Here is a 24,059-nt window from a genome sequence, read left to right as displayed (position 1 = left end):
GGTCATGCCTTCTCCCGAGAGGTCGTGGATTGTTGTGGCGAGGGCTCCGCGTTGCCGTCGCCGATATCAGCCGGAAGCCTGACACGGTAGCCGACCGGCAGCAGGCGCAGCCCAAAACGCTCCTCGATCGTTCCCCACAGGCCGCGCGGCAGGAAAAGCGAGAACAGCACGGCGGTAGCGCCAAGGCCGACCAGGTACCAGACGCCGGTGCCGCCGAACCAGGTTTCGATGAGGAAGAACACCAGCGCGCCGAGAATGGCGCCTTCGAACGTGCCGATGCCGCCGACCAGCACCATGAAGATCATGTAGGCGGTCCACTGCACGTTGAAATAGGTCTTCGGCTGGAAGGTGATGGAGGTCGCCAGCCATAGCGCGCCGGCAATGCCGATGCCGAAGGCGGCAAGCACGAACAAAAGCCGCTTTGTGCCGGTGACGCGCACGCCGACCGAGGCGGCGGCATCCTCATTGTCGCGGATGGCGCGGATCGCGGCGCCCGTGCTGCCGCGCAGCAGGCCGAACAGGATGGCGAGCAGGGCGGTCATCGAGGCCAGCGCCAGCCAGTAGATCGTCACCCGCCGTGTCGAGGCATCGTAGATATTGAGCGAGATCAGCGACGTGCCGGTTTCGCCTTGTACCAGCCGATCGAGATTGACCAGGAGATGCGTCAGCGCCGCGATCACCCACATGCCGATGGCGAACTCGCCGTTCCTCAGCCGCAGCATGAACAACGACAGCGGCCAGGAGACGGCGCCGACGACAACAGCCGAAACGAAAAGCGCGGCAAAAGGGTTGAGGCCGGCATCGGCCAGCCGGATGGCGAAATAGGCGCCGAGCCCGAAGAACACTTGCTGCCCGACCGAGACCAGGCCGCCGAAGCCGGCCAGGGCGTTCCACATCGCCGCCAGGATCACATAGATGAACAATGCCGTCATGCGGTCGACCACGCCGACCGAGAGAAACTGTGGCGCGACGGCCAGCAGCGCGATGATGATCGCAACCGCAATCGCCGCTATGCGCGACATCGTCGTGCCGCGCTCGATGACCGGTGAGGTTGAGACGGCGCTCATGGCGCGCTCCGGGAAGGCAGGCGCAACAGACCGCGCAGGCCGAGGCCGGAGGTCGAAAGCCGCACGAACAGCACGACCAGGAACACGGCATGGCCGCCGATCAGAAAGCCTTGCGGATGCACCTGCGCGCCGAGTGTCTGCGCCAGCGCCAGCACGATGCCGCCGATCAGCGTGCTCCACAGCGAACCGGCGCCGCCGATAACCGCCGCTTCGAAGGCGAACAGCAATTGCGGCGCGCCTGCATAGGGATCGAAGGTGGCGCGCATGCCCAGGAAAGCGCCGGCAAGGCCGACCGTCACCATGGCGATAGCGGCAGCGATGGCATTGGCGCGGCGCGCGTCGACGCCGACCAGGCCGGCCGTATCGGGATCTTCCGAGGTGGCACGGATCGAGCGGCCAAGCCTTGTGCGGGTGAGGAACAGTTGCAGCCCGCCGAGCAGGATCACGGCGGTGGCGAACATGATCACGGCTAGCTTGCCGACATAGATGCTGCCCGGCCACTCCCAGGAATCATAGGACAGGCTGCCGATATAGGGCGCCAGCGAACGCGTATCGGCGCCGAACTGCTCGAACAGCATGTTGTCGATGACGATGGCGAGGCCAAACGTGGTCAGGATCGGCAGCAGCGCGCCGCCGCGCGCGCTGCGCTCGAGCAGGAAGCGTTGCAGCGCCCAGCCGATCGCCGCCATCAGAGGCAACACGATCAGCAGGCCGACAAAGGGCGAGACATGGAACCGCGACGCCAGCCACCACAGGGCAAAGGCCGCGAAAACGGCAAGGCTGCCGTGGGCGAGGTTGATGATGCGCATCACCGAGAACATGAAGGACAGGCCGCAGGCGATCAGCGCGTAATAGCCGCCGAGCAGGACGCCCTGGATGATCTGGTTGCTCATGCCGGAACGCTCCCGGGGCTTTTCCGGTGCAGGCCGAAATAGGCCTTCGTTACATCGTCGCGCGATACAGACTTGCTCGGCCCTTCGAGCGCGACACGCCCCTCGAGCATGCAGATGACCCTGTCGGAAACCGACAGCGCGCGGTTGAGGTCCTGTTCGACCAGGATGATGGTCGTGCCGGAAGTGATCAATCCCTGAAGTGCGGAATAGACGCGGTCGACGATCAGAGGCGACAGGCCGAGCGAAACCTCGTCGAGCAAAAGCACGTCCGGATTGCTCATCAGCGCGCGGCCGATCGCCGTCGCCTGCTGCTCGCCGCCCGAGAGATGGCCCGTCTTGGCATGGCGGCGCGGCTTCAGATTGGGAAACATCTCCAGCACCTTGTCGACGCTCCAGTCACCCCGCCGGCCGGCGGTCTTGCCGAGCAGCAGGTTTTCTTCGACCGTCATCTGCACGAAGAGCTTTCGCCCCTCCGGCACCAGCGCGATGCCCATGCCGACGCGCCTGTGCGATGGCACGCTGGTGAGGTCGGCGCCGTCGAGCAGCACGCGGCCGGCGGCCGGCTGATGCGCGCCGGCGATTGCCCTGAGCAGCGTCGTCTTGCCGGCGCCATTGGCGCCGACCAGCGCCAGCGTCTCGCCGCGTTCGACAGAGAAACTCACGCCGCGCACCGCTTGCAGCAGGCCGTGGCGGACAACTAGGTTCTCGACCGCCAGCAGGCTCATTTCGGGCCTCCGCCGAGATAGGCGCGCACGACCTCGGGATCGGCCATCACCGCTTGCGGCTCGCCGTCGGCGATGATTTTTCCCGCATCCATGCAGATCAGCCGCTCGGCGACCTGCAGCAGGATGTGGACGATGTGTTCGATCCAGACGATGCCGATCTTGCGCCGGCGCAATTCCTTGATCGTGTCGACCAGCTCACCGGCTTCGCCGTCGGTCAGCCCGCCGCCGATCTCGTCCAGCAAAAGCAGCGTCGGCCTTGCCGCCAGCGCGCGTGCCAGTTCCAGCCGCTTGCGGTCGAGCAGGCCGAGCGTCTCGGCGCGGCGGTTGGCAACACCCAGCATGCCGCACAGTTTCAGCGAACCGAACGCCTCCTCATAGGCTTCGTCGCGGCCGAGGCCGGCGCCATGGGAGGCAGCAACGAAGACATTCTCGAAAGTGGTCATGCCGCTGAACGGTTTGGGCACCTGATGCGTGCGCACCAGGCCGAGCCGGCAACGCTGCGTCGCCGGCAGCGCCGTCACGTCGCCGCCCTTGAAGCGGACCGTGCCCGCACTTGGCGGAAAGGCACCTGAAAGCACGCTGAGCAGCGTGGTCTTGCCGGCGCCGTTCGGGCCAACAATGCCGACCGCCTCGTCGGCTGCCATGGTGAAGTCGACGTCATCCAGCACCACAAGCGCGCCGAAGCGCTTGTGGATGCCGGCGGCAGCGAGAACAGCCTGTTGTTGCGGATGGGTCACCAGGCGATCCTCGTCAGCGGTCCATCAGCCGTTGTAAGGCAGAAGCTTGGCTTCGACGGGCACTTTCGGATCGGTGGCGTTCTCGGTCACCACATAGTCGAGCGGGAATTTGCTGCCTTCCTTGGCGGCCACCCACTGCGTGCCGATGATCGGGCCGGGCGAGACATTGGCGACCGGTCCGCTGGTGAAGTCGACCTTGCCGATCATCGTCTCGGTCTTGAGCGTGCTCAGCGCCTTGGCCACCGCCGCCTTGTCCTTGGCGTTGGTGCTGGCCTTCAACGCTTCGAAGCCGGCGTCGAGCAGCGACATCGAGGCGCCGAGCTGCTGCGTCCACTGCTTGCCGCTCGCCGCCTCGTAGCCGTCGGCGAGTTCGGTGCCCGAAACGCCGGTCAGCGGCGACTTGTAGGGGAAGGCCTTGTGCCAGTAGGCGGCGCTGGAAATCTTCATGCCGAGATCGCCGAGCGCCTCAATGTCGGACGGAAACAGTCCGGTCTTGGCGACCTGGCAGATCTTGATCTGCTTGATCAGCCCTTGCTGCGCCGCCTGGCGCCAGAAGGCGGCGAAGTCAGGCGGGATCGGGAAGGAGTTGAAGATCTCGACGCCTTCCTGCTTGAACAGCGCGATCTGCGAGGAATAGTCGGTGGTCCCGGTTTCATAGGCGCCGGGATCGACAATGGTAAAACCTTGCTTGGCGAGCAGTGGCGCCAGATTGGCACGGATGGCGTTGCCGTCGGCATCGTTGGGATACATGACGCCGACCTTCTTATTGGTCTCCATCAGGTTCCATTGCGAGATGTAGGTCTTGAAGAACTCGCCGACGCCGAAGCCGAAATGATAGGTCCATTTGAACGGCGAGGGCGCGCCCGGTTTGGCCCCTCGGCCGAAATACCAGGCTTCCCAGGGCATGACGGTCGACAGGCACGGCACGCCGGCGGCCTCGCAGGCATCGGCCACCGGATTGATCACTTCGGGCGTCGACACCGCCAGCATCAGGTCGATGGCCTGGTTGTTGATCAGGTCCTTGGCGAGCTGGCCCGCGCGGGAGGGATCTGATTGCGTGTCCTGATCGAGGATTTCCACACTGTATTTCTTGCCGCCGATCTCAAGGCCGCCGGCCAGTGCCTTGCGGGCAAGATCGAGCACATAGCCGTCGGTCTGGCCAAAGCCGGCCAGAGGCCCGGTGCGCGGACTGACGAAGCCGACCTTGAGCGTGTCGGCCGCCTGGGCGAAGGCCTTGCCGCCGCCGAGCGCGAGCGCCGCGCCGCCGGCAATCGAGGTGGCAATGAACTGGCGCCGAGACACGCCACGAATATTGGATCTGCTACCGCTAGCGTAGGTCATGCATTCCTCCCTCTGTGGTCCTCCATCGGTACAGTGCACCAGTGTTTTGGTTCGGTAAAATGATATTTTGCGGTGTTTCGTTAACCCCTGGGTTAGGAGATTTCTGATGAAGACGGCGCCCGGTCCGACCAGTCCAATGCCTCACTTGCCCGGCCTTGCCGCCTCGCGAATGGTCTGCAGCAGGATGGTGAAGGCGGGCGAGGGCGCGGTATCGGTGCGCATCGTCAGGCCGACCGGTCCCTTGGTTTCCTCGGTGTCGACCGGCAGGGCGACGAAGGCGCCGCTGGCGATCTCGTTGGCGACCACGCCGGCCGAAATGATCCACACCGCATTGCTCTGCCGCATGAAGGAGCGGCCGAAGGAGTCCGAGACGGTTTCGATCTCGGTCGCCGGCGCGGTCATGCCATTGGTGATGAACAGGCGATCGACGAAGGGGCGGATGACGGATTCGCGGGTCGGCATCAGCACCGGGAATTCGTCGAGCCTTGCGAAGATATCCGCTCCCGGTTCGAGCAGGGGATGTCCGGCCCGCACCACGAACAGCACCTGTTCGGAATAGAGATGCTCGAAGAAGAAGCCGGTCATGTTTTCGGGCGCAGCCAGCCGACCGACGACGAGATCGAGCGCGCCGATGCGCAATTGTTCGAGCAGCACGGCATTCTCGCCGGTGACGATCTTGATCGCGGCGCCGGTGTTTTCCCTGAGGAACAGGCTCATGGCCTGTGGCATGACCTTCGCCGATACTGTCGGCAGCGCGCCGATGCGGATCGGATGGCGATTGATGGCGCCGTCCTGGCGAACGGAATCGACGCCGCGCTTCAACGCCGTAATCGCCGAGCCGGCATGGCCGAGGAAGATCTCGCCGAGCCTTGTGACGCGGATGCCGCGCCCGTCACGCTCGACGACGGCGACACCGAGCGCCTCCTCCAACTCACGCAACGTCTTGGTCACCGCCGGCGCGCTGACATGCAGGAAGTCGGCGGCGCGGGCCACGCTGCCTTGCCGCGCGACCTCCAGGAAGGCCTGCAGATGACGGAAGCGGATGCGGCCCTCGGCCATAATTTGATAACCCCTGAGTTAATGGAATGGCGCAAAATATCATTTTACCGAACCAAATGCCCTGTGCAATGTGGGGGTGGAGGATCGAAATCGTGCCATTCGTCACCATCGGCGGCATCACGCTGCATCACCGCCACGTCAGGGCGGCCGGCAATGCGCGCGCGATCATATTCATCAATTCGTTGGGCACCGACTTCCGGATCTGGGACGACGTTGTCGCTGCACTTGATGGCGAAATGTCTTGGCTGGTCTATGACAAGCGCGGCCACGGACTGTCCGACATCGGCGACATCAGGTCGATCGACGATCATGTCGACGATCTCTTGGGGCTCGTCGATCATTTCGGGTTGGAGAAGGTCGTGCTGTGCGGCCTGTCGGTCGGCGGCATGATCGCGCAAGGGCTCTATGCCAGGCGCCCGGAGATCGTCGAGGCCATGATCCTATGCGACACGGCCCACAAGATCGGTACCAACGAGAGCTGGAACACACGCATCGCGGTGGTTGAACGCAAGGGTATCCAGGCCATTGCCGACGGCGTGCTCAAAGTGTGGTTCACCCCCGCCTTCCATACCGCACGGGTGGCCGAGCTTGACGGCTATTGGAACATGATGACCCGGCAAGCACTCGCCGGCTACATCGGGACTTGCAGGGCCGTCCGCGACGCTGATTTTACTGACGCGGCGCGTCGCATCGCGGTGCCGACGCTCTGCGTCGTCGGCGACCAGGATGGCTCGACGCCGCCCGATCTCGTCCGCTCGCTGGCCGCTCTGATCCCCGGCGCGCGCTTCGAGATCATCCGCGACGCCGGGCACATTCCTTGCGTCGAACAGCCCAAAGCCCTGGTCGCGCTGATCCGCGATTTTGTCGCATCGCTTGCCCCTGGAGCACAAACCAATGGATGAAGTCCCCGGCAACGCAGCCAGATATCGCACCGGCCTCGCGGTGCGGCGCGCCGTGCTCGGCGACCGCCATGTCGACCGGGCCGAGGTCACCGCCACGGATTTCGACCAGCCTTTCCAGGAACTGATCACCGAGGCTGCCTGGGGGACGGTGTGGTCGCGGCCGGGTCTCAGCAAGCGCGAGCGCTCGATCGTCACGCTGGCGCTGCTGGCCGCACTCGGCCATGATGAAGAGGTCGCCCTGCATGTGCGAGCCACAGCCAACACCGGTGCCACGCGCGACGATATCTGCGAGGCGTTCCTGCATGTCGCCATCTATGCCGGCGTGCCGGCCGCCAACCGTGCCTTCAGGATAGCCAAGGACGTGTTTTCGGAAATGGACGGTGCCGACAATGCCAGCTGAGTCAGGCTCGAACCGGAGGCCCGAGACCGGCGCCTTCTTCCAGCGCGACCGGACATGGCATCCGCCGGCCTTGACGCCGGGCTACAAGAGTTCGGTGCTGCGCTCGCCGCAGAAGGCGCTTTTGTCCTTCGACAACACGCTGTCGGAAATAGCCGGACCGGTCTTCGGCCATGCCATGCTCGGCGAACTGGACGCCGACCTGATCCACAATTTCGCCAGACCGGGCGAGAGCGCCATCGGCGAGCGCATCATCGTCCATGGCCGCGTGCTCGATGAGCGCGGGGTTGGCGTTCCCGGCGTGTTGCTCGAATTCTGGCAGGCCAATGCCGGCGGCCGCTACCGCCACAAGAAGGACGGCTATCTTGCGCCGCTCGATCCGAATTTCGGCGGCTGCGGCCGTACCATCACAGGCGAGGATGGTGGCTATGCCTTCCGCACCGTCAAGCCCGGGCCATATCCCTGGCCGAACGGGCCTAATGACTGGCGTCCGGCGCACATCCATTTCTCGGTTTTCGGCCATGGCTTTGCCCAGCGGCTGATCACGCAGATGTATTTCGAGGGCGACCCGCTGATCTGGAAATGCCCGATCGTGCGCGGCATCGCCGACAAGGCGGCCATCGAGGCACTGACGGCCATCCTCGACACGCAGGCGACGATCCCGATGGACGCGCTCGCCTACAAGTTCGACATCGTGCTGCGCGGGCGCCGTTCGTCGCTGTTCGAAAACCGGCTGGAGGGCAATTGATGGCGCAATCGCTCGACAGGCTGAAGGAGAGCCCCTCGCAGACCGCAGGCCCTTACGTCCATATCGGGCTGACGCCCAATTTCTGCGGCGTCAGTGGCGTCTATGCGGCCGATCTCGGCGCGACCATGGTCAACGACAAGACCAAAGGCGAGCGCATCGGACTCAAGATCCGTGTGCTCGACGGCACCGGCACGCCGCTCAAGGACGCGCTGATCGAGATATGGCAGGCGGATGCGGACGGGCTCTACAATTCGCCGGCCGAATTGCGCGGTGCCGCCGATGCAAACTTTCAGGGCTGGGGCCGCTGCCCAACCGACATGGACACCGGCGTCTGCGCCTTCGAGACGATCAAGCCCGGTCGTGTTCCGTTCCGGGATGGTCGCCTGATGGCGCCGCATATCACGCTGTGGATCGTCGCCCGCGGCATTAATCTTGGCCTGCACACACGGCTCTATTTCTCCGACGAGGAAAAGGCCAATGGCGAGGATCCGATCCTGGCGCGCATCGAGCACCGCATCCGCGTGCCGACGCTGATCGCCGAGCGCCAGGGCGACACCTACGTCTTCGACGTCCATCTCCAGGGGGAGAAGGAAACGGTCTTCTTCGACAGCTAGGAGATCTCATGACCGTATCGCCCTTCGACCATCCGTTGCTGTCCGCTCTCCTCGGTGACGAGGAGGCATCGAGGCATTTTTCCGTTGAAGCAGAAATCGAGGCGGCGCTGGCGTTCGAGAGCGCGCTGGCGGAGGCCGAGGCTGAGAACGGGATCATCAGCAAGGATGCAGCGGCAGCGATCGTGACCGCGCTAGCCTCCTTCAGGCCGGACACCGCCTTGCTGCGGGCCGGCGTCGCCAAGGACGGCGTCATGATTCCGGAACTGGTACGCCAGATCAGAGTGACGGTCGGCGAACCGCATGGCGACAAGGTGCATTTCGGTGCCACCAGCCAGGATGTCATCGACACGAGCCTGATGCTGCGGCTGAAAGCGATCGTCGAGCACCTCGGCCTGCTGCTGACCGAGACCGTTTTGCGCCTCACCTCGCTTGAAGAGCGCTTCGGGAGCAGGGCACTGACCGGCATGACCCGTATGCAGCCGGCGATCCCGATCAGAGTGACGGATCGCGTGACAGCCTGGCGTGCGCCGTTGCAGCGGCATCAGGAAAGGTTGTCGGATCAGTCCAGGCGCCTGCTGGTGGTGCAGTTCGGCGGCGCCGCCGGCACGCTGGAAAAGTTTGGCGACAAGGGGCCGGCGGCGCGCGCCGCGCTTGCTGCAAAACTCGGCCTTGCCGATGCGCCGCAATGGCAGAGCCAGCGCGACGCGCTCGCCGACTTTGCCGGCTGGCTGTCGCTGCTGACCGGCAGCCTCGGCAAGTTCGGCCAGGACATCGCGCTGATGGCGCAGGGTGGCGCCGAGATCGCGCTTTCCGGCGGGGGCGGCTCGTCGGCCATGCCGCACAAGCAGAACCCGGTGAAGGCCGAGGCGCTGGTGGCGCTGGCCCGCTTCAACGCAACGCAGCTTTCCGGCATGCATCATGCGCTGGTGCATGAGCAGGAGCGCTCGGGCGCAGCCTGGACGCTGGAATGGCTGCTACTGCCGCAGATGGTGGTGGCCACTGCCGCGTCGCTGCGACTCGCCGCCGAACTGGCAGCACAGATCGAAAGCCTCGGCCACTGATGCGCACCCAGGTCGTCATTATCGGGTCAGGGCCTTCCGGCCTGCTGCTTGGCCAACTTCTGGCCGGCATCAGCGTCGAGACGGTCATTCTCGAACGCTCGAGCCGCGAGCATGTGCTTGGCCGCGTGCGGGCAGGGGTGCTCGAACAGGGCACGGTCGAATTGCTGGAAGAGGCCGGCGCTGCCGCAAGGCTGCATGCCGAAGGCTTGCCGCATTCCGGCATTTCGCTGGCTTTCGATGGGCGCCTGCACCGCATCGATCTCGCCGCGCTCACCGGCGGCAGGCATGTCACCGTCTACGGCCAGACCGAGGTGACGCATGATCTGATGGACAAGCGCGAAGCAGCCGGCCTCGTCACCGTCTACGAGGCTGCTGATGTCGCGCTACACGATTTCGATGGCGCCGCACCGTTCGTCACCTATGCGAAGGACGGCGTCAGCCATCGCATCGATTGCGATTTCATCGCCGGCTGTGATGGCTATCACGGCGTCAGCCGCAGATCGGTGCCGGGTGCTGCGCTGAAAACCTTCGAGCGGCAGTATCCGTTCGGCTGGCTCGGCGTGCTGGCCGAAGTGCCGCCGGCCGATCACGAACTGGTCTACGCCAACCACGAGCGGGGTTTTGCGCTGTGCTCGATGCGCTCGACGCACCGCAGCCGCTACTATGTGCAGTGCCCGCAGGACGATCGCGTCGAGGCCTGGTCGGATGACCGCTTCTGGGACGAGTTGCGCCGCCGCTTGCCGGAACGGACCGCGGCAAGCGTCACCATCGGGCCATCCTTCGAAAAGTCGATCGCGCCGCTGCGCTCCTTCGTTGCCGAGCCGATGCGCTTCGGCCGGCTGTTCCTGGTCGGCGATGCCGCCCACATCGTGCCGCCGACCGGCGCCAAGGGCCTCAACCTCGCTGCCGGCGACGTGCGCTATCTCTTCGCTGGGTTGCGTGACTTCTACGTTGATAAATCCCACGCCGGGATCGAGGCCTATTCGCAAAAGGCGTTGGCGCGCGTGTGGAAGGCGGTGCGCTTTTCCTGGTGGATGACGACCATGCTGCATCGCTTTCCCGACACCGGGGATTTCGGCCAGCGTATCCAGGAAGCCGAACTCGACTATCTCGTGCACTCACAGGCGGCGTCGACCGCGCTCGCGGAGAACTATGTCGGGCTGCCGTACTGACCGGCGGCGAACAATCCGGCTGCTACCGCCCCAGCAGATTGCGCTCGACGGTTCTCAGATGCGCCAGCATGGCCTGGCTGGCGCTTTCGGGATCGCGGCGCAGCAGCGCATCGAGAATCGTCTGGTGTTCGCTGCAATAGATGCTGCGGCGCTCCTCGGAAAAGGAGCGCTTCTTCATTTCGAACCACGGCGCCTGATTGCGCAGGATGCGCATCAGATTGTGGATCTCCTTGAGGAAGTCGTTGCGCGAGCAGGCGAAGATGCGGTGGTGGAACTCCGCGTCCCAATGCTCGAAGTCCGGCATGTCCTGCGACTCCGAAGCGATCTTGTGCGCCTCGCGCACCGCGTTGAGCTCCATGGCGCTGGCGTTGGTGGCGGCGAAGGCCGCTGCCGCCGGCTCCAGCAACTGCCGGATCTCCATCATGTCGGCCGGGCTGGTGCCTTCCATCCGGCCGACAACCGCCGCCATTGAAGCGGGGTTGGTGGCGGTCAGGAACGTGCCGCGCCCGACATGGCGCACCACGGTGCCGTCATCCTCGAGGAAGGAGACGGCGCGCCGCACCGTGTTGCGCGCCACGCCGAATTCGCTCGCCAGGTCGCGCTCCGGTGGCATGCGGCCATTCTCGATCCATTCGCCGGAAGAAATGCGTTTCTTCAGCGCGGTGGCGATATCGTTGGCGACGAGCTTTGGCATGTCTGGCAACTTTTATCTGATCCGATATTGAACCATTGATAGCAGCTTCGGCTGTCGTCGTCCACCACACGGCGCCCATCCATATCCCCAAGTCGGCCGGGATAGCGCTTGATTTCTTTTTGGTATGACCAACCTAGATTCCGCTTGCGGGCTAAACCAATCGGCGCTAGCGTGTAACAAAAGAGCGAATAATTGGCTCAATATTGGTTCAGGGAGGAAGGAATGCGGGTCGCGACTTTTTCGATCGCCGGCGAACGTCGCGTTGGGCTTGTCGACCTCGATGCCCAGACCATCGCGCCTTTCGATTTTTCCGTCGATCAGGCCAGGTCCGGTGTCCTGGCGCTGGTCGAGCGCAATGGCGCCGGCCTGCCGCGCACGCTTTCGCCGATCTCTTTGGCGCAGGTCGAGATCGAAGCGCCGATCCCGCAGCCGCGCCGCAACATCTTCTGCGTCGGCAAGAACTATTACGAGCACGCGCATGAGTTCGCCCGCTCAGGCTTCGATTCCAGCGCCGGCGCCGGCCCCATCCCCAAGCACCCGATCATCTTTTCCAAAGTGCCGGAATCGGTTGTCGCCAACCACGCCAGCGTGCTGATCGATCCCTCCGTCTCGACGGCCATCGACTACGAGGCGGAACTGGCCGTCATCATCGGCAAGGGCGGGCGCGGCATCTCCAGGGAAAACGCGCTCGATCATGTCTGGGGCTACACCATCGTCAACGACGTCACGGCGCGCGACCTGCAAGGCAAGTACAGCCAGTGGCTGATCGGCAAGTCGCAGGACACGTTCTGCCCGATGGGGCCGTGGGCAGTGACCAGGGACGAACTTGACCTGGCGACCGCCGGCATCCGGTGTTTCGTCAATGAGGATCTGCGTCAGGATTCCCGCATCTCGCTGCTGATCTTCGATATCCCGACCATCATCGCCACGCTGTCGCAAGGCATTACGCTGAAGCCCGGCGACATCATCGCCACCGGCACGCCCGTTGGCGTCGGCATTGGGTTCGACCCGCCGAAATATCTCAAGGCCGGCGACGTCGTGCGCATCGAGATCGACGGCATCGGCACGCTGGAAAACCGCGTTGCGGAGCATGCGCAATGACCTCTGTGACGGTTGGCCAGGTGGTAGCTGAAACCGTCGGCGAGGGGGCTGCCGTGGTGATGATCCACGGCCTCGGCGGTACGTCGAACATGTTTCAGCCGCAGATGGCGGCGCTGTCCGGCTACCGCGTCATCCGGCTCGACCTGCCGGGCTCCGGCCGCTCGCCACGCCCGATCGAGCCGCTGACCATCGAAGGCATGAGCGAGGCCGTCATCCGCGCCATGGCCGGCATGGGTGTTAGCACAGCGCATTTCGTCGGCCATTCGATGGGCACCATCGTCTGTCAGCAGATTGCGGCCACGCAGCCCTCGCTGGTTGCATCGCTCACGCTGTTCGGCGCGCTGGCGGAGCCGACTGAGGCGACACGGCAAGGGCTCGGCAACCGGGCGCGGCTGGCGCGCTCGGGCGGCATGGCCGACATCGCCGACCAGATCGTCGCCAATGCGATCTCGGCGCACACAAGGGAAACATCGCCGGCCGCCGTCGCCTTCGTGCGGGAATCGATCACCCGCCAGGATCCGGAATCCTATGCCCGCACCTGCGAGGCTTTGGCCAAGGCGACCGCCGTCGATGCGCGCAGGATCTCGGCGCCGACATTGCTGGTCACCGGCGACGCCGACACGGTCAATCCGCAAGGGGTGGCCCAGGCGCTTGCCGACAAGATCAAGGGCGCCGTATTCTCGTCGCTGGATCGGTGCGGGCACTGGGCCACGGTGGAAAGCCCGCGTGAAAGCAGCCAGAAGCTCGCCGATTTTTTGAGACGGGTTGATAGGTGAGGATTTCAGATCGGGCGTAGAACTACGCGCTCGGCAAGTTGGGAGGCTTGTGATGGCAGACGACAGCTGGAACGGTAATGGTTCGGGCAGCACGCTGTTCACCAATGTACGCGTGCTCGACGCCACGGGTGAATATCCCTACACCGGCGAGGTGCTGGTTCAGGGCAACCGCATCAAGCAGATCACCAAGGGCTCGTCGCGCATCGGCTCGTCCTCGTCCTCCTACAGCGGTGGCGCGGCGGGGGGTGCAACCGTCATCGACGGCATGGGCGCGACGCTGATGCCCGGCATGATCGACGCGCATCTGCATCTGTCCTGGAACAATGCGCCCGGCATCGATCCCATCCAGATGATGGAAATCGAGGAGCACATGCTGGTCACCATGGAGATGGCCAAGCTGGTGCTCGACGCCGGCTTCACCGCCGGACGCGGTGCGGCCGCCGCCAAGCCGCGTCTCGATGTCGTCGCCAAGAAATTCATCAACCAGGGCCGCTTTCCGGGACCGCGCTACCTCGCGGCGGGGCCGGAGATCACCACGGTCGGCGGCCTTGGCGATTCCTCGCCGTCGCACATTCCGCATGAAGGGCTCAATCTTGGCATCGTCGTCTCCGGTCCGGAGGAAATCCGCCGTACCGTGCGCCAGCTGATCAAATACGGCGTCGATTCGATAAAGCTCAATCTGTCCGGCGAGAGCATCACCGGCATGGGCGCCGAGGAGACGCCGATGTCCGAGGAGGAAGTCGCCATGGCGGCTTCAGAGGCGCGCTGCCGCAACAAGGTGCTGTCGGCGCATGCGCGCTCGTCCGGCTCGGTCAAGCAGTGCATCCGCCACGGCATCCAGAACATCTACCATGCCTCCTTCGCCGACGAGGAAGCGCTCGACATGCTCGAAGCCGTCAAGGACAAGCATTTCGTCGCGCCCGGCATCGCCTGGCTGATCAACACCGCGCGCCATGCCGAGCAATGGGGCATCAAGCCGGGCTCGCCGCTGTCGCTCGAATATGAGCGCGAGCTCGAAATGTGCATCGACACCATGAAGAAGATGCACCGGCGCGGCATCCGCGTCCTGATCGGCGGCGACTACGGCTTTGCCTGGACGCCGCAAGGCACCAACGCCAAGGACATCCAGACCTTCGTCGAGATGCTCGGTTTCTCGCCGATGGAAGCCATCCAGGCCGGTACCAAATATGGCGGCCAGATCATGGGCATGGGCGACGAGCTTGGCCTGATCAAGGAGGGCTATCTCGCCGATATTCTGTTGATCGACGGCGACCCGATCGCCGATGTGCGCATCCTGCAGGACAAGAACCGCATCCTCGCCATCATGAAGGACGGCAAGTTCCACAAGGCGCCGCGCATGAACGAGCAGCGCCGGCGGCTGACGGCATGAGCCTGCTCGACCAGCCAACTTCGTCGTCGCTCTCGGGTGGCGGCATGACACGCCGGCAGGCCTGGGGCCTCGTCGGCCTGCTTGCCGCCGCCGTCATCGCCTGGCTGGTCTTTGCAGTCTGGCCGGATTGGCTGAATGCGATCCTGATTTCGAAGAAGGCCTTCGTCAGCGCCATCCTCAACGGCATCACGCTGGCCGGCCTCTATTTCCTGGTCGCCAGCGGCTTCACGCTGATCTTCGGCCTGATGCGCAACGTCAACCTGGCGCACGGCTCGCTCTATCTGCTCGGCGCCTATATCGGCTACGAGGTGACCAACCGCACCGGCTACTGGCTGCTCGGCGTCGCCGCAGGTTTTGCCGTGCTCGCCATCGTCGGCGTGATCATGCAGGTCTTCGTCTTCCGGCGTCTCGAAGGCGACGATCTGCGCCAGACCCTGGTCTCGATCGGCATCTCGATCGTCGCCGCCGATTCGATGCTGGCGGTGTGGGCCGGCGGCACCTACCAGATCACCACGCCGGAATGGCTCGACGGCGCCTTGACCTTGCCAATCATCACGGCGGTACGCTCCAACGGCGCCTCGGTCTTCCTCACCTATCCGCTCTACCGCGTCGTCGTGCTGGCGGCGGCGATCGTCATCGGTGTCGGCCTCTGGCTGATGCTGCACAAGACCCGCGTCGGCATGATGATCCGCGCCGGCGTCGACGACCGCGCCATGCTGCAGGCCTCCGGTGTCAATGTGCATGCGGTTTTTGCCATCGTCTTTGCGGTGGGCGCCGGCCTTGCCGGCTTTGCCGGTGTCGTCGGCGGCTCAGCGCTGTCGGTCGCGCCCGGCGAGGATGTCCGCTACCTCCTGGCCTCGCTGGTCGTGGTCATCGTCGGCGGCATGGGCTCGATCACGGGTGCTGCCATCGGTGCGCTGCTGATCGGCCTCGCCGAGCAGATCGGCCTCGTCTACTTCCCGACCTACGGCATCGTTCTGACCTTCGTCATCATGGTGGCGACGCTGGCGATCCGGCCGCAAGGCATTATGGGGAAGGCAAGATGAGTCTCGCCGTCGCCTCCACCAGTGCAACTCAGCAGACCTGGCTGGAAAAGCTCGGCGCCGGCCACATCATCCTTGGCACGGCACTCGTGCTCTACCCCCTGGTGGCATCCGATTTCTTCCTGACCCAGATCGGCGGCTATTCGCTGATCTTCGGCATGCTCGGCCTGTCGCTGATGCTGCTCGCCGGCTATGGCGGCATGGTCAGCCTGGCGCAGATCACTGTCGCCGGCATCGCTGCCTATGCCATCGCCATTCTCGGCAACAACAATTCCAACATTCTCGGCTTCGGCTGGCCGTGGTGGCTCGCGGTGCCGTTCGCCGTTGCAGCGGCCGCTTTGGCGTCGGCGCTGATCGGCTGGATCTCGGTGCGCACCGAGGGCATCTACACCATCATGATCACGCTGGCGATCGCTACCGCGACCTATTATTTCGCGCAGCAGAACTACGCCATCTTCAACGGTCATTCCGGCTATGCAGGAATCCGCGCACCCGTCTTCTGGGGCGTCAATTGGCGCGACCCCAGGCCGTTCTACTATCTCTGCCTTGGCCTGGCGGTGTTGTCCTACGCCGCCGTGCTCTACGGCTCGCGCTCGACCTTCGGTATGACCTTGCAGGCGATCCGCGACAATCCGCGCCGCATGCGTGCGCTCGGCTATCATGTCACCGCGCACAAGGTCTTTGCCTGGCTGCTGGCTGGTGTGATCGCCGGGCTGGCGGGCGTGCCGCTGGTCTGGTTCAACGGCCGCGTTTCGCCCGGCACCATCGGCGTCGATGCCGCGATCGACGTGCTGATCATCGCCGTCATCGGCGGTTTGCGCCATCCGATCGGGCCGTTCCTCGGCGCGGTCGTCGTTATCCTGATGCAGACCTTCGCCATCGACATCGTCGGCGCCGAGCGCTTCAACACGCTGATCGGCATGGTGTTCCTGGTGATTGTCTTCGTCTCACCGGACGGAATTCTTGGGTTGTGGGGGAGGATCAAGCCACATCTTGCCCAGGAGTCCTTGCGTCCCGGCCCCTAGCCGCCGGGATGGAATGAACCACTGCAAAACGAAATCAACGGGAGGAAAATCATGAGGATGCATAGACGTACGGTGCTCGCGCTCGCCATGTTCACCGGGCTGACCGCGCCTTCTATGGCGCTGGCTGCCGACGACACCATCAAGATCGGCCTGCTCGCCACGTTCGAGGGACCGTTCACGGTGCTCGGCGAAGACGGCGAGCGCGGCGCCATGACCGCGGTTGCCGAGATGAACGGCACCGTCGGCGGCAAGAAGATCGAGATCGTCAAGGGTTCGTCCGACGCCTCGCCCGACAGTGCGGTGCGCGCGGCGCGCAAGCTGGTCGAGCAGGACGGCGTCAAGGTGCTGGTCGGCCCGCTTTCGGGCGACGAGGGGCTGGCCGTCAAGGACTACGCCAAAACCCAGCCGAATGTGACCTTCATCAACGGCACTTCGGCCGCGCAGGACACCACGCTGCGCAATCCGGCGGAGAATTTCTTCCGCTTCTCGACCGACGGCGCGCAGTGGATGGCCGGCCTCGGCACCTATGCCTTCAAGGACAAGGGCTACAAGAAGGTCGCCACTGTCGCCGAGGATTATTCCTTCCCCTACACGCAGGTGTTCGGCTTCATGGCCGAGTTCTGCAAGGCCGGCGGCCACGTGCCGTCGAAATCCTGGGTGCCGATCGGCAACAAGGACTTTTCCTCGGTCATCGCCGCCATTCCTGAAGGTGTCGATGCGATCTATGTCGCGCTCGGCGGCGCCGATGCCGTGAACTTCCTGACCCAGTACCAGCAGAGCGGCGGCACCGCGCCGCTGATCGGCGGCTCGATCACCGTCGACCAGACCGTGCTGACCTCGAAAGGCAAGCTGAAGGATGTGCTGAAGGGCACGCCCTCGGCCGGCCCGACCGCAGACACCAATGACGCGCCGGCCTGGAAGGCCTTCGTCGAGGCCTACAAGAAGCAGCCAGGTGCCTTCCCGTCACCCTCGCTCTTCGCCCATGGCTACTATGTCGACATGAAGGCGACGCTGCTCGGCCTCGACCAGGTCGGCGGTGATGTCTCGGACGGCGGCAAGAAGCTGCGCGAGGCGCTGTCGAAACTGTCCTTCGATACGCCGACCGGCAAGGTATCGCTCGACAAGAACCGCAACGCCATTGCCGACATCTTCCTGACCGAGGTCACCGAAGGTGCCGACGGCAATCTCCTCAACAAGCTGGTCAAGGTCGTGCCGCAGGTCAACCAGACGCTCGGCATTCCCGAAGACGAGTTCATGAAGCTCGGCGCGGTCAACCGCGACAATCCGAGCTGCCCGTAACACCTGATATCGAGTGCAGCCGCCAGTGACCGAAAGCCTCGCAGCAAACCGTCTCCAGAGCACCGGCGCCTATGCGCTGGAACTCGATGGCGTGGCGCGGCATTTCGGGGCGCTGGTGGCGCTCTCGGGCATCACTATGAGGATCGCGGCCGGCGAACGGCGCGCGGTCCTCGGTTCCAACGGCGCCGGCAAGACGACCCTGTTCAATGCCGTCACCGGCGATTTCATGCCGACGGCGGGGCGCATCCGCTTCTTCGGCGAGGACATCACCGACCTGCCGCCGCATGAACGCATCCGGCGCGGCCTGCGTCGCACCTATCAGATTTCGCAATTGTTCAAGGGCCTGTCGGTCCTCGATTCCATCTTCCTCGCCTGCCGCGGCGTCTCGCGCCGGCGGTTCTCGCTGCTGCGCCCGGCTGTGTCGGACGTCAACATGGTGCAGGCGGAATCGATCCTCAACGCCGTGCATCTGGAAGCCTATCGCGACACGCTGGTGGCGACGCTGAGTCATGGCCAGCAGCGCCAGCTGGAGATCGCGCTGGCACTGGCCGGCGCGCCGCGCTTCATCCTGTTCGACGAGCCGGCGGCCGGTCTTTCACCGACCGAACGCCGCGACCTCGTCGCCATTCTCAACGCGCTGCCGAAGCATATCGGCTACATCATCATCGAGCATGATCTCGATGTCGCGCTGCGCGTCTCGGAATATGTCTCGATGATGCACAATGGCCGCCTGTTCAAGGAAGGCACGCCGCAGGAGATCGAAGCCGATCCCGAGGTTCAGGAAATCTATCTCGGGGGCAAGCATGGCTGAGCGCCCCGGGAAGGTGGCCAAGGCCATGCTGCGGATCGACGACCTGCAGGTCTTCTATGGCGAAAGCCATGCGCTGCAGGGGGTGTCGCTGACGCTGGAAAGCGGCGTGCTCTCGGTGGTCGGCCGCAACGGCATGGGCAAGTCGACGCTCTGCAACACCATCGTCGGCCTCAAGCGGGCAAAGTCCGGCTCCATCCGCGTCGACGGCCGCGAGATCACCTCGCTCGAACCACACGAAATCCACCGCCTCGGCGTCGGCTACGTGCCACAAGGCCGCCGCGTCTGGCCGAGCCTGACGGTCGACGAACATCTGCGTCTCGCCGCCGGCAACAGGCGCGATGCCAGCTGGACGGTCGAGCGCGTCTACCAGACCTTTCCGCGCCTCGCCGAGCGCCGCACCAATGGCGGCTCGCAGCTGTCGGGTGGCGAACAGCAGATGCTGGCGATTTCGCGTGCGCTGCTCAGCGATCCCAAGCTTTTGGTCATGGACGAGCCGACCGAAGGCCTGGCGCCGGTCATCGTCGACCAGGTCGAGAAGATGCTGGTCGACCTCGCCGCCGAAGGCGAGATGGCGGTGCTGGTCATCGAGCAGAATATCGGCGTGGCGACAGCGGTGTCGAACCAGGTCGCCATCATGGTCAATGGCCGCATCAACCGGCTGATGGACGCCAAGGCGCTCGCCGCCGACCGCGAGTTGCAGCAGAGGCTGCTTGGCGTCGGCCGCCATGCCGAGGAGGCCCCGGTCACGCCGGCGGAAGTCGCGCAGGCAAGGGAACAATTGGCGGAAGTCTATCGCGTCGACCGCGCCGGCGCCGGTTCGGCCAAGCCGATGCCGCAGAACGGCGTCTATCGTCCGGTCACCGAACTGCCCAACCGCTGGAATGTGCCGGTCACCGAACTGCGCCAGGCGGCGGTCGACAAGACAGCACCGCAAGACGATCTCAAGAAAATCTTCGCCATTCCCTTCGCCGAGCGCATCGGCAGGACCGTGTTGGTCGTCGGCACCTTCGACACCAAGGGCAAGGAATTGCGCTTCGTCGCCGACCGGCTGAAGGCGCTCGGTCTGCCCGTGCGCACGGTGGATCTGTCGACATCAGGAAAACCGACCAGCGCCGACGTGCCCGCCATGCAGGTGGCCGGCATGCACCAGCGAGGTTCGTCCGCCGTCTTCACCAATGATCGCGGCGGCTCGGTCAGCGCTATGGCCGACGCCTTCGCGCGCTGGATCGAGCGCGAGCCGCGCATCGGCGGCGTCATCTCGGCCGGCGGTTCCGGCGGCACCACGCTGGCGACCGCGGGCATGCGCGTGCTGCCGGTCGGCATTCCGAAGCTGATGGTCTCGACGGTGGCGGCCGGCGATGTCGCCAAATATGTCGGCGGCGCCGACATCATGATGTTCCATTCGGTCGCCGACGTGCAGGGGTTGAACTCGATCACCGAGCAGGTCCTGTCCAACGCCACCCACGCCATGGCCGGCATGGTCGCGCAACTGCCCAACGCCGAGGCATGGGAGGCAAAACGCAAGCTGGCGCGGCCGGCCGTCGGCATCACCATGTTCGGCGTCACCACGCCCCTGGTGCAAGCGGTGACCAAACGTCTCGAAGCCGATTATGACTGCCTCGTTTTCCATGCCACCGGTATTGGCGGGCGGGCCATGGAAAGTCTTGGAGACTCCCGGCTGCTGTCGGCCTTCCTCGATGTTACCACCACGGAGGTGGCCGACATGATCGTCGGCGGGGTGTTCCCGGCAACGGAGGATCGCTTTGGTGCGGCGATCCGCACCGGTCTGCCCTATGTCGGCTCGACCGGTGCGCTCGACATGGTCAATTTCGGCCCGCGTGACAGCGTTCCCGAGAAATTCCGCAGCCGCAAATTCGTCATCCACAATCCCAACGTCACGCTGATGCGCACCACGCGCGACGAGAACCGCGCCTTCGGCGAATGGATTGGTGCGCGGCTCAACGCCATGAACGGCCCGGTGCGCTTCCTGCTGCCCGAAGGCGGCGTCTCGATGCTCGACGCACCCGGCCAGCCTTTTCATGATCCGGAAGCCGACAACGCTCTGTTCGAGGCGATCGAGAAAACGGTTCGGCCCACGCCCTTGCGCCATGTCGAGCGGGTGCGGGCCAACATCAACGACACGCCTTTCGTCGACGCGGCGATCGCCGCCTTCCACGCGATCACGCCGAAGCTGCAGAGGCGGGCATGAAGAATTGGACTTCGCCACCCTACGGGTGGATGTTTGAAAATATCGCCGGTCGCCCCGTGCCGACCGTATTGTCTTGGGGAGGATAGATCATGGACGCGCAGACCTTTGGCGCTTTCCTGTTGTGGTTGATCATTGCCGCGGTCGTCGTGGTGATCGCCGTCTACATTTTGCGCTGGCTTTATCGCCGCTCGACCAAGGAGACGGCGTTCGTGCGCACCGGCTTCCTGGGCGAGAAGGTGGTGGTCAATGGCGGTGCCTTCGTCATCCCGGTGCTGCACGAGATCACCCCGGTCAACATGAACGTGCTGCGCATCGAGGTGCGGCGCGAGGACGGACTGGCGCTGATCACCCGCAACCGCATGCGCGTCGATCTGATCGCGGAATTCTTCGTGCGCGTCGGCGCTAGCCGCGAACTGGTCGCCGCTGCCGCACAGACGCTTGGCCGCCGCACGCTGCAGCCCGACAGTCTGCGCGAATTGCTGGAGGGCAAGTTCGCCGGCGCGCTGCGCACCGTGGCCGCCCAGATGACGCTGGAAGAAATGCACGAGCTGCGCGGCGACTATGCCGCGAAGGTGCGCAGGCTCGCGGAGGAGTCTCTCGCCGCCAACGGGCTTGAGCTGGAGAGCGTCGCCATCGTCGATCTCGACCAGACCAGCCTCGAATATTTCGATCCGTCCAACGCCTTCGACGCTGAAGGCCTGACGCAGCTGACGGAATCGATCGAGACCCGCCGCCGGATGCGCAACGAGATCGAGCAGCGTACGCTGGTCGATATCCGCAACCAGAATCTCGACACCCAGCGCAAGGTGCTGGAGATCGACCGCGACACCGAATATGCCCGCCTCGAACAGGAGCGCGAGGTCGAGATCCGCCGCGCCGCGCAGCGTTCTGAGCTGGCCATTGAGCGAGCATTGCGTGATCAGGAATCCGAGCAGGCACAGCTTTCGTCGCGCGAAGCTGTCGAAAAATCGCGCCTCAACCAGGAGCGCAACATCACCGAAGAGCGCATCAAGAGCGAGGAAGACACGCAGCGCCGCGAGATCGCGCGCCGCCGTTCGCTCGACGAGACCGAGATGAAGATGCGCGAACTGACCGAGCGCGAGCAGATCGCGCTCGAACTGTCGCTGGAAAAGGCCCGCATCGAGCGCGAGGGCGCGCAAAGCAAGCTGGAGATAGAACGCAAGAAGCTGCTCGAGGTCACCGAGTTGGAACGCCAGATCGCGCTCGCCGAAAAGGCACTGGAAGTGACCAGGGCCGAGGCAGAAAAGCGTCGCGCCGAGATCGTCGAGAACCAGGCGACCGAGACGGCGCGCATCGCGCAGGAGCGGGTCGTCGACGAGGTCCGCATCGAACGCGAGCGCCATCTCGAAGCCCTACAGATCGCCAAGCGCCAGGCTTTCGAGGAGGCCGAGATTTCAGCCAGCGAGGAGGTCGAGCGCGCCCGCATCACCACCGAGCGCGGCATCGAGGAAGCGCGGCTGATCAAGGATCGCGATATCAGGCAGATGGGCGTGGAGCGCGACCAGAAGATCGAGATCGCCGAGATCCAGAAGGCGATCGACATCGCCAAGAAGACGCAGGAGCGTTCCTCGGCGATCGCCGCCTCCGAAGCCGTGCGCGCCAAGGCCGTCCAGGCCGAGGAACAGGCTTTCACCGCCCGCGAACGCGAGATCGCCGAGCGCCGCAAGCTGACCGACCTGATAGGCGCACAGCGCGAGGCCGAGCGCGAGGCGCTGCGCATCACATCCGCAGCGGACGCCGAGATGAAGGCGGCGAAGAGCCTGGCGGAAGCGCAGAAGATCGCCGCCGTCGCGTCGGCCGAGTCGGAGAAGATCCACGCCCTTGCCGCCGCGCAGCGCTACGAGGTCGACGCCGCCGGCCACCGCCAGCTCAACGAGGCCGAGAACATCCTTTCCGAAGGCGCGCGGGCCGGTCGCCTGCGCGGCAAATTGCTCGACCACATGGAAGGCATCATCCGCGAGAGCGTCAAGCCGATGGAGAAGATCGACGGCATCAAGATACTGCATGTCGATGGCCTCAACGGTGGCACCGGCGGCAACCGCAACGTCACCGACGAGGTGATCGACTCCGCGCTGCGCTACCGGGTGCAGGCGCCGATGATCGACAATCTGATGAAGGAGATCGGCATCGAGGGCGGCTCGCTCGGCCGTATGACCGACGTGCTGCGCGACGCCAAGGACATTTCCAGCCTGACCCGCGACAAGAAGGGCAAGGGCAAGGCTGCCAAGGACGACGATGACGACCGCGATCACTGAGGTGAGGGGGGTGCTTCCTTGCGCTTCGTTGGGCCGTGCGAGACGACGTCTTGCGCCTGATTGCCAAGTGGTTCCCCCACTCCGTCGCTGCTTCGCACCGCCACCTCTCCCCCCTCCGGAGGGAGAGGAAAGGAGCCTGCCGCGGATGGCTCGCGCCCTTCCTCTCCCCCGTCGAGCGGGGGAGAGGTGTCGAGCGAAGCTCGACGGAGTGGGGGTCGACCTGGCGTGGCGCGAGACAATGCATGCGCGGACTGCCATGCCCGCAACCGGCTCGCAAGCATGACCAAGGTCTATGTCTCCTCGGTCATTCCTGCGCCGGCGGCGGAAGTGTGGAAGCTCGTGCGCAACTTCAATGCATTGCCGAGCTGGGCGCCGTTCGTCGCCGACAGCCGCATTGAGCAGAATGCGCAACCCGACCAGATCGGCTGCATCAGGAGTTTCACGCTCAGGGACGGCGGCCGCATCCGCGAAAGGCTTCTGGCGCTGTCCGACTACGACCTGTCCTGCAGCTATGCGATCCTCGAAAGCCCGATGGCGGTGGAGAACTATGTCGCCACCCTCTCGTTGACGCCGATCACCGACGGCAATCTGACGCTCGCCGAATGGCAGGCGGAGTTCGACTGCGCGCCGGACCGCGAGGCCGCCCTGATGCACCAGATCGGCAATGGCGTGTTCCAGACCGCCTTGACCGCGCTGAAACACCGGTTCGGGCGCTGACG

23 protein-coding genes are annotated in these 24,059 nt (G+C 64.7%); 16 read left to right on the top strand and 7 right to left on the bottom strand.

Translation table 11 applies throughout. The features are described 5' to 3' along the window. Positions 1–2 precede the first annotated feature (2 nt). From JN279_RS30290 to pcaQ, 6 genes are all read right to left on the bottom strand, one after another. A complete protein-coding gene (locus JN279_RS30290; protein ID WP_096455517.1) occupies positions 3–1,067 on the bottom strand; it encodes a branched-chain amino acid ABC transporter permease in 1,065 nt (354 codons plus the stop codon). After that, complete coding sequence (locus tag JN279_RS30285; protein WP_096455519.1) at positions 1,064–1,960, bottom strand: branched-chain amino acid ABC transporter permease; 897 nt, start codon at positions 1,958–1,960, stop codon at positions 1,064–1,066. The genes JN279_RS30290 and JN279_RS30285 overlap by 4 nt, the downstream gene beginning before the upstream one ends. After that, a complete protein-coding gene (locus JN279_RS30280) occupies positions 1,957–2,685 on the bottom strand; it encodes an ABC transporter ATP-binding protein (RefSeq protein ID WP_096455521.1) in 729 nt (242 codons plus the stop codon). Before JN279_RS30280 ends, JN279_RS30285 begins: the two co-directional genes overlap by 4 nt. After that, positions 2,682–3,425 (bottom strand): ABC transporter ATP-binding protein, encoded by a 744-nt coding sequence (locus tag JN279_RS30275; protein ID WP_096455523.1) that lies wholly within the window; start codon positions 3,423–3,425, stop codon positions 2,682–2,684. Before JN279_RS30275 ends, JN279_RS30280 begins: the two co-directional genes overlap by 4 nt. A gap of 21 nt (positions 3,426–3,446) precedes the next feature. Beyond that, entirely contained in the window at positions 3,447–4,763 is a 1,317-nt protein-coding gene (locus JN279_RS30270; RefSeq protein ID WP_096455524.1) for an ABC transporter substrate-binding protein, read from the bottom strand. Positions 4,764–4,904: 141 nt separating this feature from the next. Then, entirely contained in the window at positions 4,905–5,822 is a 918-nt protein-coding gene (gene pcaQ, locus JN279_RS30265; RefSeq protein WP_096455526.1) for a pca operon transcription factor PcaQ, read from the bottom strand. 92 nt (positions 5,823–5,914) lie between these two features. Here pcaQ and pcaD point away from each other — a divergent pair, with 92 nt between their 5' ends. Genes pcaD through pobA form a run of 6 tightly spaced genes read left to right on the top strand, consistent with a single transcriptional unit; the run spans position 5,915 to position 10,716 of the window. Beyond that, positions 5,915–6,724 carry a 3-oxoadipate enol-lactonase gene (pcaD, locus tag JN279_RS30260; protein ID WP_096458899.1) on the top strand — a complete coding sequence of 270 codons (810 nt, stop codon included), beginning with the start codon at positions 5,915–5,917 and terminating at the stop codon, positions 6,722–6,724. Continuing rightward, positions 6,717–7,124 (top strand): 4-carboxymuconolactone decarboxylase, encoded by a 408-nt coding sequence (gene pcaC, locus JN279_RS30255; RefSeq protein WP_096455528.1) that lies wholly within the window; start codon positions 6,717–6,719, stop codon positions 7,122–7,124. Before pcaD ends, pcaC begins: the two co-directional genes overlap by 8 nt. Continuing rightward, positions 7,114–7,869 carry a protocatechuate 3,4-dioxygenase subunit beta gene (gene pcaH, locus JN279_RS30250; RefSeq protein ID WP_096455530.1) on the top strand — a complete coding sequence of 252 codons (756 nt, stop codon included), beginning with the start codon at positions 7,114–7,116 and terminating at the stop codon, positions 7,867–7,869. Before pcaC ends, pcaH begins: the two co-directional genes overlap by 11 nt. Further along, positions 7,869–8,483 (top strand): protocatechuate 3,4-dioxygenase subunit alpha, encoded by a 615-nt coding sequence (pcaG, locus tag JN279_RS30245; RefSeq protein ID WP_096455532.1) that lies wholly within the window; start codon positions 7,869–7,871, stop codon positions 8,481–8,483. Before pcaH ends, pcaG begins: the two co-directional genes overlap by 1 nt. An 8-nt stretch (positions 8,484–8,491) precedes the next feature. Further along, positions 8,492–9,544, top strand: coding sequence for a 3-carboxy-cis,cis-muconate cycloisomerase (locus tag JN279_RS30240; RefSeq protein ID WP_096455534.1), 1,053 nt, complete (start codon positions 8,492–8,494; stop codon positions 9,542–9,544). Beyond that, positions 9,544–10,716, top strand: a complete 1,173-nt coding sequence (gene pobA / locus JN279_RS30235; protein WP_096455536.1) for a 4-hydroxybenzoate 3-monooxygenase — start codon at positions 9,544–9,546, stop codon at positions 10,714–10,716. The genes JN279_RS30240 and pobA overlap by 1 nt, the downstream gene beginning before the upstream one ends. A gap of 22 nt (positions 10,717–10,738) precedes the next feature. Here the strand turns inward: pobA and JN279_RS30230 are convergent, their stop codons facing one another. Continuing rightward, positions 10,739–11,410 (bottom strand): FadR/GntR family transcriptional regulator, encoded by a 672-nt coding sequence (locus tag JN279_RS30230; protein ID WP_096455538.1) that lies wholly within the window; start codon positions 11,408–11,410, stop codon positions 10,739–10,741. Positions 11,411–11,632: 222 nt separating this feature from the next. On the opposite strand from JN279_RS30230, the gene JN279_RS30225 reads away from it, so the two are divergent. The 10 genes from JN279_RS30225 (at position 11,633) to JN279_RS30180 (ending at position 24,057) form a co-directional block, all read left to right on the top strand. Continuing rightward, complete coding sequence (locus JN279_RS30225; protein WP_202350994.1) at positions 11,633–12,511, top strand: fumarylacetoacetate hydrolase family protein; 879 nt, start codon at positions 11,633–11,635, stop codon at positions 12,509–12,511. Beyond that, a complete protein-coding gene (locus JN279_RS30220; protein ID WP_202350993.1) occupies positions 12,508–13,287 on the top strand; it encodes an alpha/beta fold hydrolase in 780 nt (259 codons plus the stop codon). Before JN279_RS30225 ends, JN279_RS30220 begins: the two co-directional genes overlap by 4 nt. Positions 13,288–13,339: 52 nt before the next feature. Then, positions 13,340–14,677 (top strand): metal-dependent hydrolase family protein, encoded by a 1,338-nt coding sequence (locus JN279_RS30215; protein ID WP_202350992.1) that lies wholly within the window; start codon positions 13,340–13,342, stop codon positions 14,675–14,677. Beyond that, positions 14,674–15,723: a branched-chain amino acid ABC transporter permease gene (locus tag JN279_RS30210; RefSeq protein ID WP_446720371.1), complete on the top strand. Its 1,050-nt coding sequence runs from the start codon at positions 14,674–14,676 to the stop codon at positions 15,721–15,723. Before JN279_RS30215 ends, JN279_RS30210 begins: the two co-directional genes overlap by 4 nt. Then, on the top strand, positions 15,720–16,745 hold the full coding sequence (locus JN279_RS30205; protein ID WP_202350991.1) for a branched-chain amino acid ABC transporter permease: 1,026 nt from the start codon (positions 15,720–15,722) through the stop codon (positions 16,743–16,745). Before JN279_RS30210 ends, JN279_RS30205 begins: the two co-directional genes overlap by 4 nt. A 51-nt stretch (positions 16,746–16,796) precedes the next feature. Beyond that, positions 16,797–18,044, top strand: a complete 1,248-nt coding sequence (locus JN279_RS30200; protein WP_096455550.1) for an ABC transporter substrate-binding protein — start codon at positions 16,797–16,799, stop codon at positions 18,042–18,044. A 25-nt stretch (positions 18,045–18,069) separates the two neighbouring features. Next, positions 18,070–18,855, top strand: a complete 786-nt coding sequence (locus JN279_RS30195; RefSeq protein ID WP_202350990.1) for an ABC transporter ATP-binding protein — start codon at positions 18,070–18,072, stop codon at positions 18,853–18,855. Continuing rightward, positions 18,848–21,064, top strand: a complete 2,217-nt coding sequence (locus JN279_RS30190) for an ABC transporter permease (protein WP_202350989.1) — start codon at positions 18,848–18,850, stop codon at positions 21,062–21,064. Before JN279_RS30195 ends, JN279_RS30190 begins: the two co-directional genes overlap by 8 nt. A gap of 89 nt (positions 21,065–21,153) precedes the next feature. Continuing rightward, positions 21,154–23,340 carry a flotillin family protein gene (locus JN279_RS30185; RefSeq protein ID WP_202350988.1) on the top strand — a complete coding sequence of 729 codons (2,187 nt, stop codon included), beginning with the start codon at positions 21,154–21,156 and terminating at the stop codon, positions 23,338–23,340. A gap of 279 nt (positions 23,341–23,619) precedes the next feature. Then, positions 23,620–24,057: an SRPBCC family protein gene (locus JN279_RS30180; RefSeq protein WP_096455560.1), complete on the top strand. Its 438-nt coding sequence runs from the start codon at positions 23,620–23,622 to the stop codon at positions 24,055–24,057. Positions 24,058–24,059 lie beyond the last annotated feature (2 nt).

The organism is Mesorhizobium sp. 113-1-2 (assembly GCF_016756475.1).
GTDB classification, from domain to species: Bacteria; Pseudomonadota; Alphaproteobacteria; order Rhizobiales; family Rhizobiaceae; genus Mesorhizobium; species Mesorhizobium loti_C.
Note: the sequence above shows the minus strand (reverse complement) of the source record. Positions and strands in the feature narration are given on the sequence as shown.

Excerpts from the sequence above, each read along its gene's own strand:
- JN279_RS30190 (WP_202350989.1), top strand. The coding sequence starts at position 18,848 with ATGGCTGAGCGCCCCGGGAAGGTGGCCAAGGCCATGCTGCGGATCGAC.
- JN279_RS30215 (WP_202350992.1), top strand. The coding sequence starts at position 13,340 with ATGGCAGACGACAGCTGGAACGGTAATGGTTCGGGCAGCACGCTGTTC.
- JN279_RS30210 (WP_446720371.1), top strand. The coding sequence starts at position 14,674 with ATGAGCCTGCTCGACCAGCCAACTTCGTCGTCGCTCTCGGGTGGCGGC.
- JN279_RS30230 (WP_096455538.1), bottom strand. The coding sequence starts at position 11,410 with ATGCCAAAGCTCGTCGCCAACGATATCGCCACCGCGCTGAAGAAACGC.
- JN279_RS30185 (WP_202350988.1), top strand. The coding sequence starts at position 21,154 with ATGGACGCGCAGACCTTTGGCGCTTTCCTGTTGTGGTTGATCATTGCC.
- pcaQ (WP_096455526.1), bottom strand. The coding sequence starts at position 5,822 with ATGGCCGAGGGCCGCATCCGCTTCCGTCATCTGCAGGCCTTCCTGGAG.
- JN279_RS30285 (WP_096455519.1), bottom strand. The coding sequence starts at position 1,960 with ATGAGCAACCAGATCATCCAGGGCGTCCTGCTCGGCGGCTATTACGCG.
- JN279_RS30290 (WP_096455517.1), bottom strand. The coding sequence starts at position 1,067 with ATGAGCGCCGTCTCAACCTCACCGGTCATCGAGCGCGGCACGACGATG.
- pobA (WP_096455536.1), top strand. The coding sequence starts at position 9,544 with ATGCGCACCCAGGTCGTCATTATCGGGTCAGGGCCTTCCGGCCTGCTG.
- pcaG (WP_096455532.1), top strand. The coding sequence starts at position 7,869 with ATGGCGCAATCGCTCGACAGGCTGAAGGAGAGCCCCTCGCAGACCGCA.
- JN279_RS30200 (WP_096455550.1), top strand. The coding sequence starts at position 16,797 with ATGAGGATGCATAGACGTACGGTGCTCGCGCTCGCCATGTTCACCGGG.
- pcaC (WP_096455528.1), top strand. The coding sequence starts at position 6,717 with ATGGATGAAGTCCCCGGCAACGCAGCCAGATATCGCACCGGCCTCGCG.
- JN279_RS30225 (WP_202350994.1), top strand. The coding sequence starts at position 11,633 with ATGCGGGTCGCGACTTTTTCGATCGCCGGCGAACGTCGCGTTGGGCTT.
- JN279_RS30280 (WP_096455521.1), bottom strand. The coding sequence starts at position 2,685 with ATGAGCCTGCTGGCGGTCGAGAACCTAGTTGTCCGCCACGGCCTGCTG.
- JN279_RS30240 (WP_096455534.1), top strand. The coding sequence starts at position 8,492 with ATGACCGTATCGCCCTTCGACCATCCGTTGCTGTCCGCTCTCCTCGGT.
- pcaH (WP_096455530.1), top strand. The coding sequence starts at position 7,114 with ATGCCAGCTGAGTCAGGCTCGAACCGGAGGCCCGAGACCGGCGCCTTC.
- JN279_RS30180 (WP_096455560.1), top strand. The coding sequence starts at position 23,620 with ATGACCAAGGTCTATGTCTCCTCGGTCATTCCTGCGCCGGCGGCGGAA.
- JN279_RS30220 (WP_202350993.1), top strand. The coding sequence starts at position 12,508 with ATGACCTCTGTGACGGTTGGCCAGGTGGTAGCTGAAACCGTCGGCGAG.
- JN279_RS30270 (WP_096455524.1), bottom strand. The coding sequence starts at position 4,763 with ATGACCTACGCTAGCGGTAGCAGATCCAATATTCGTGGCGTGTCTCGG.
- JN279_RS30205 (WP_202350991.1), top strand. The coding sequence starts at position 15,720 with ATGAGTCTCGCCGTCGCCTCCACCAGTGCAACTCAGCAGACCTGGCTG.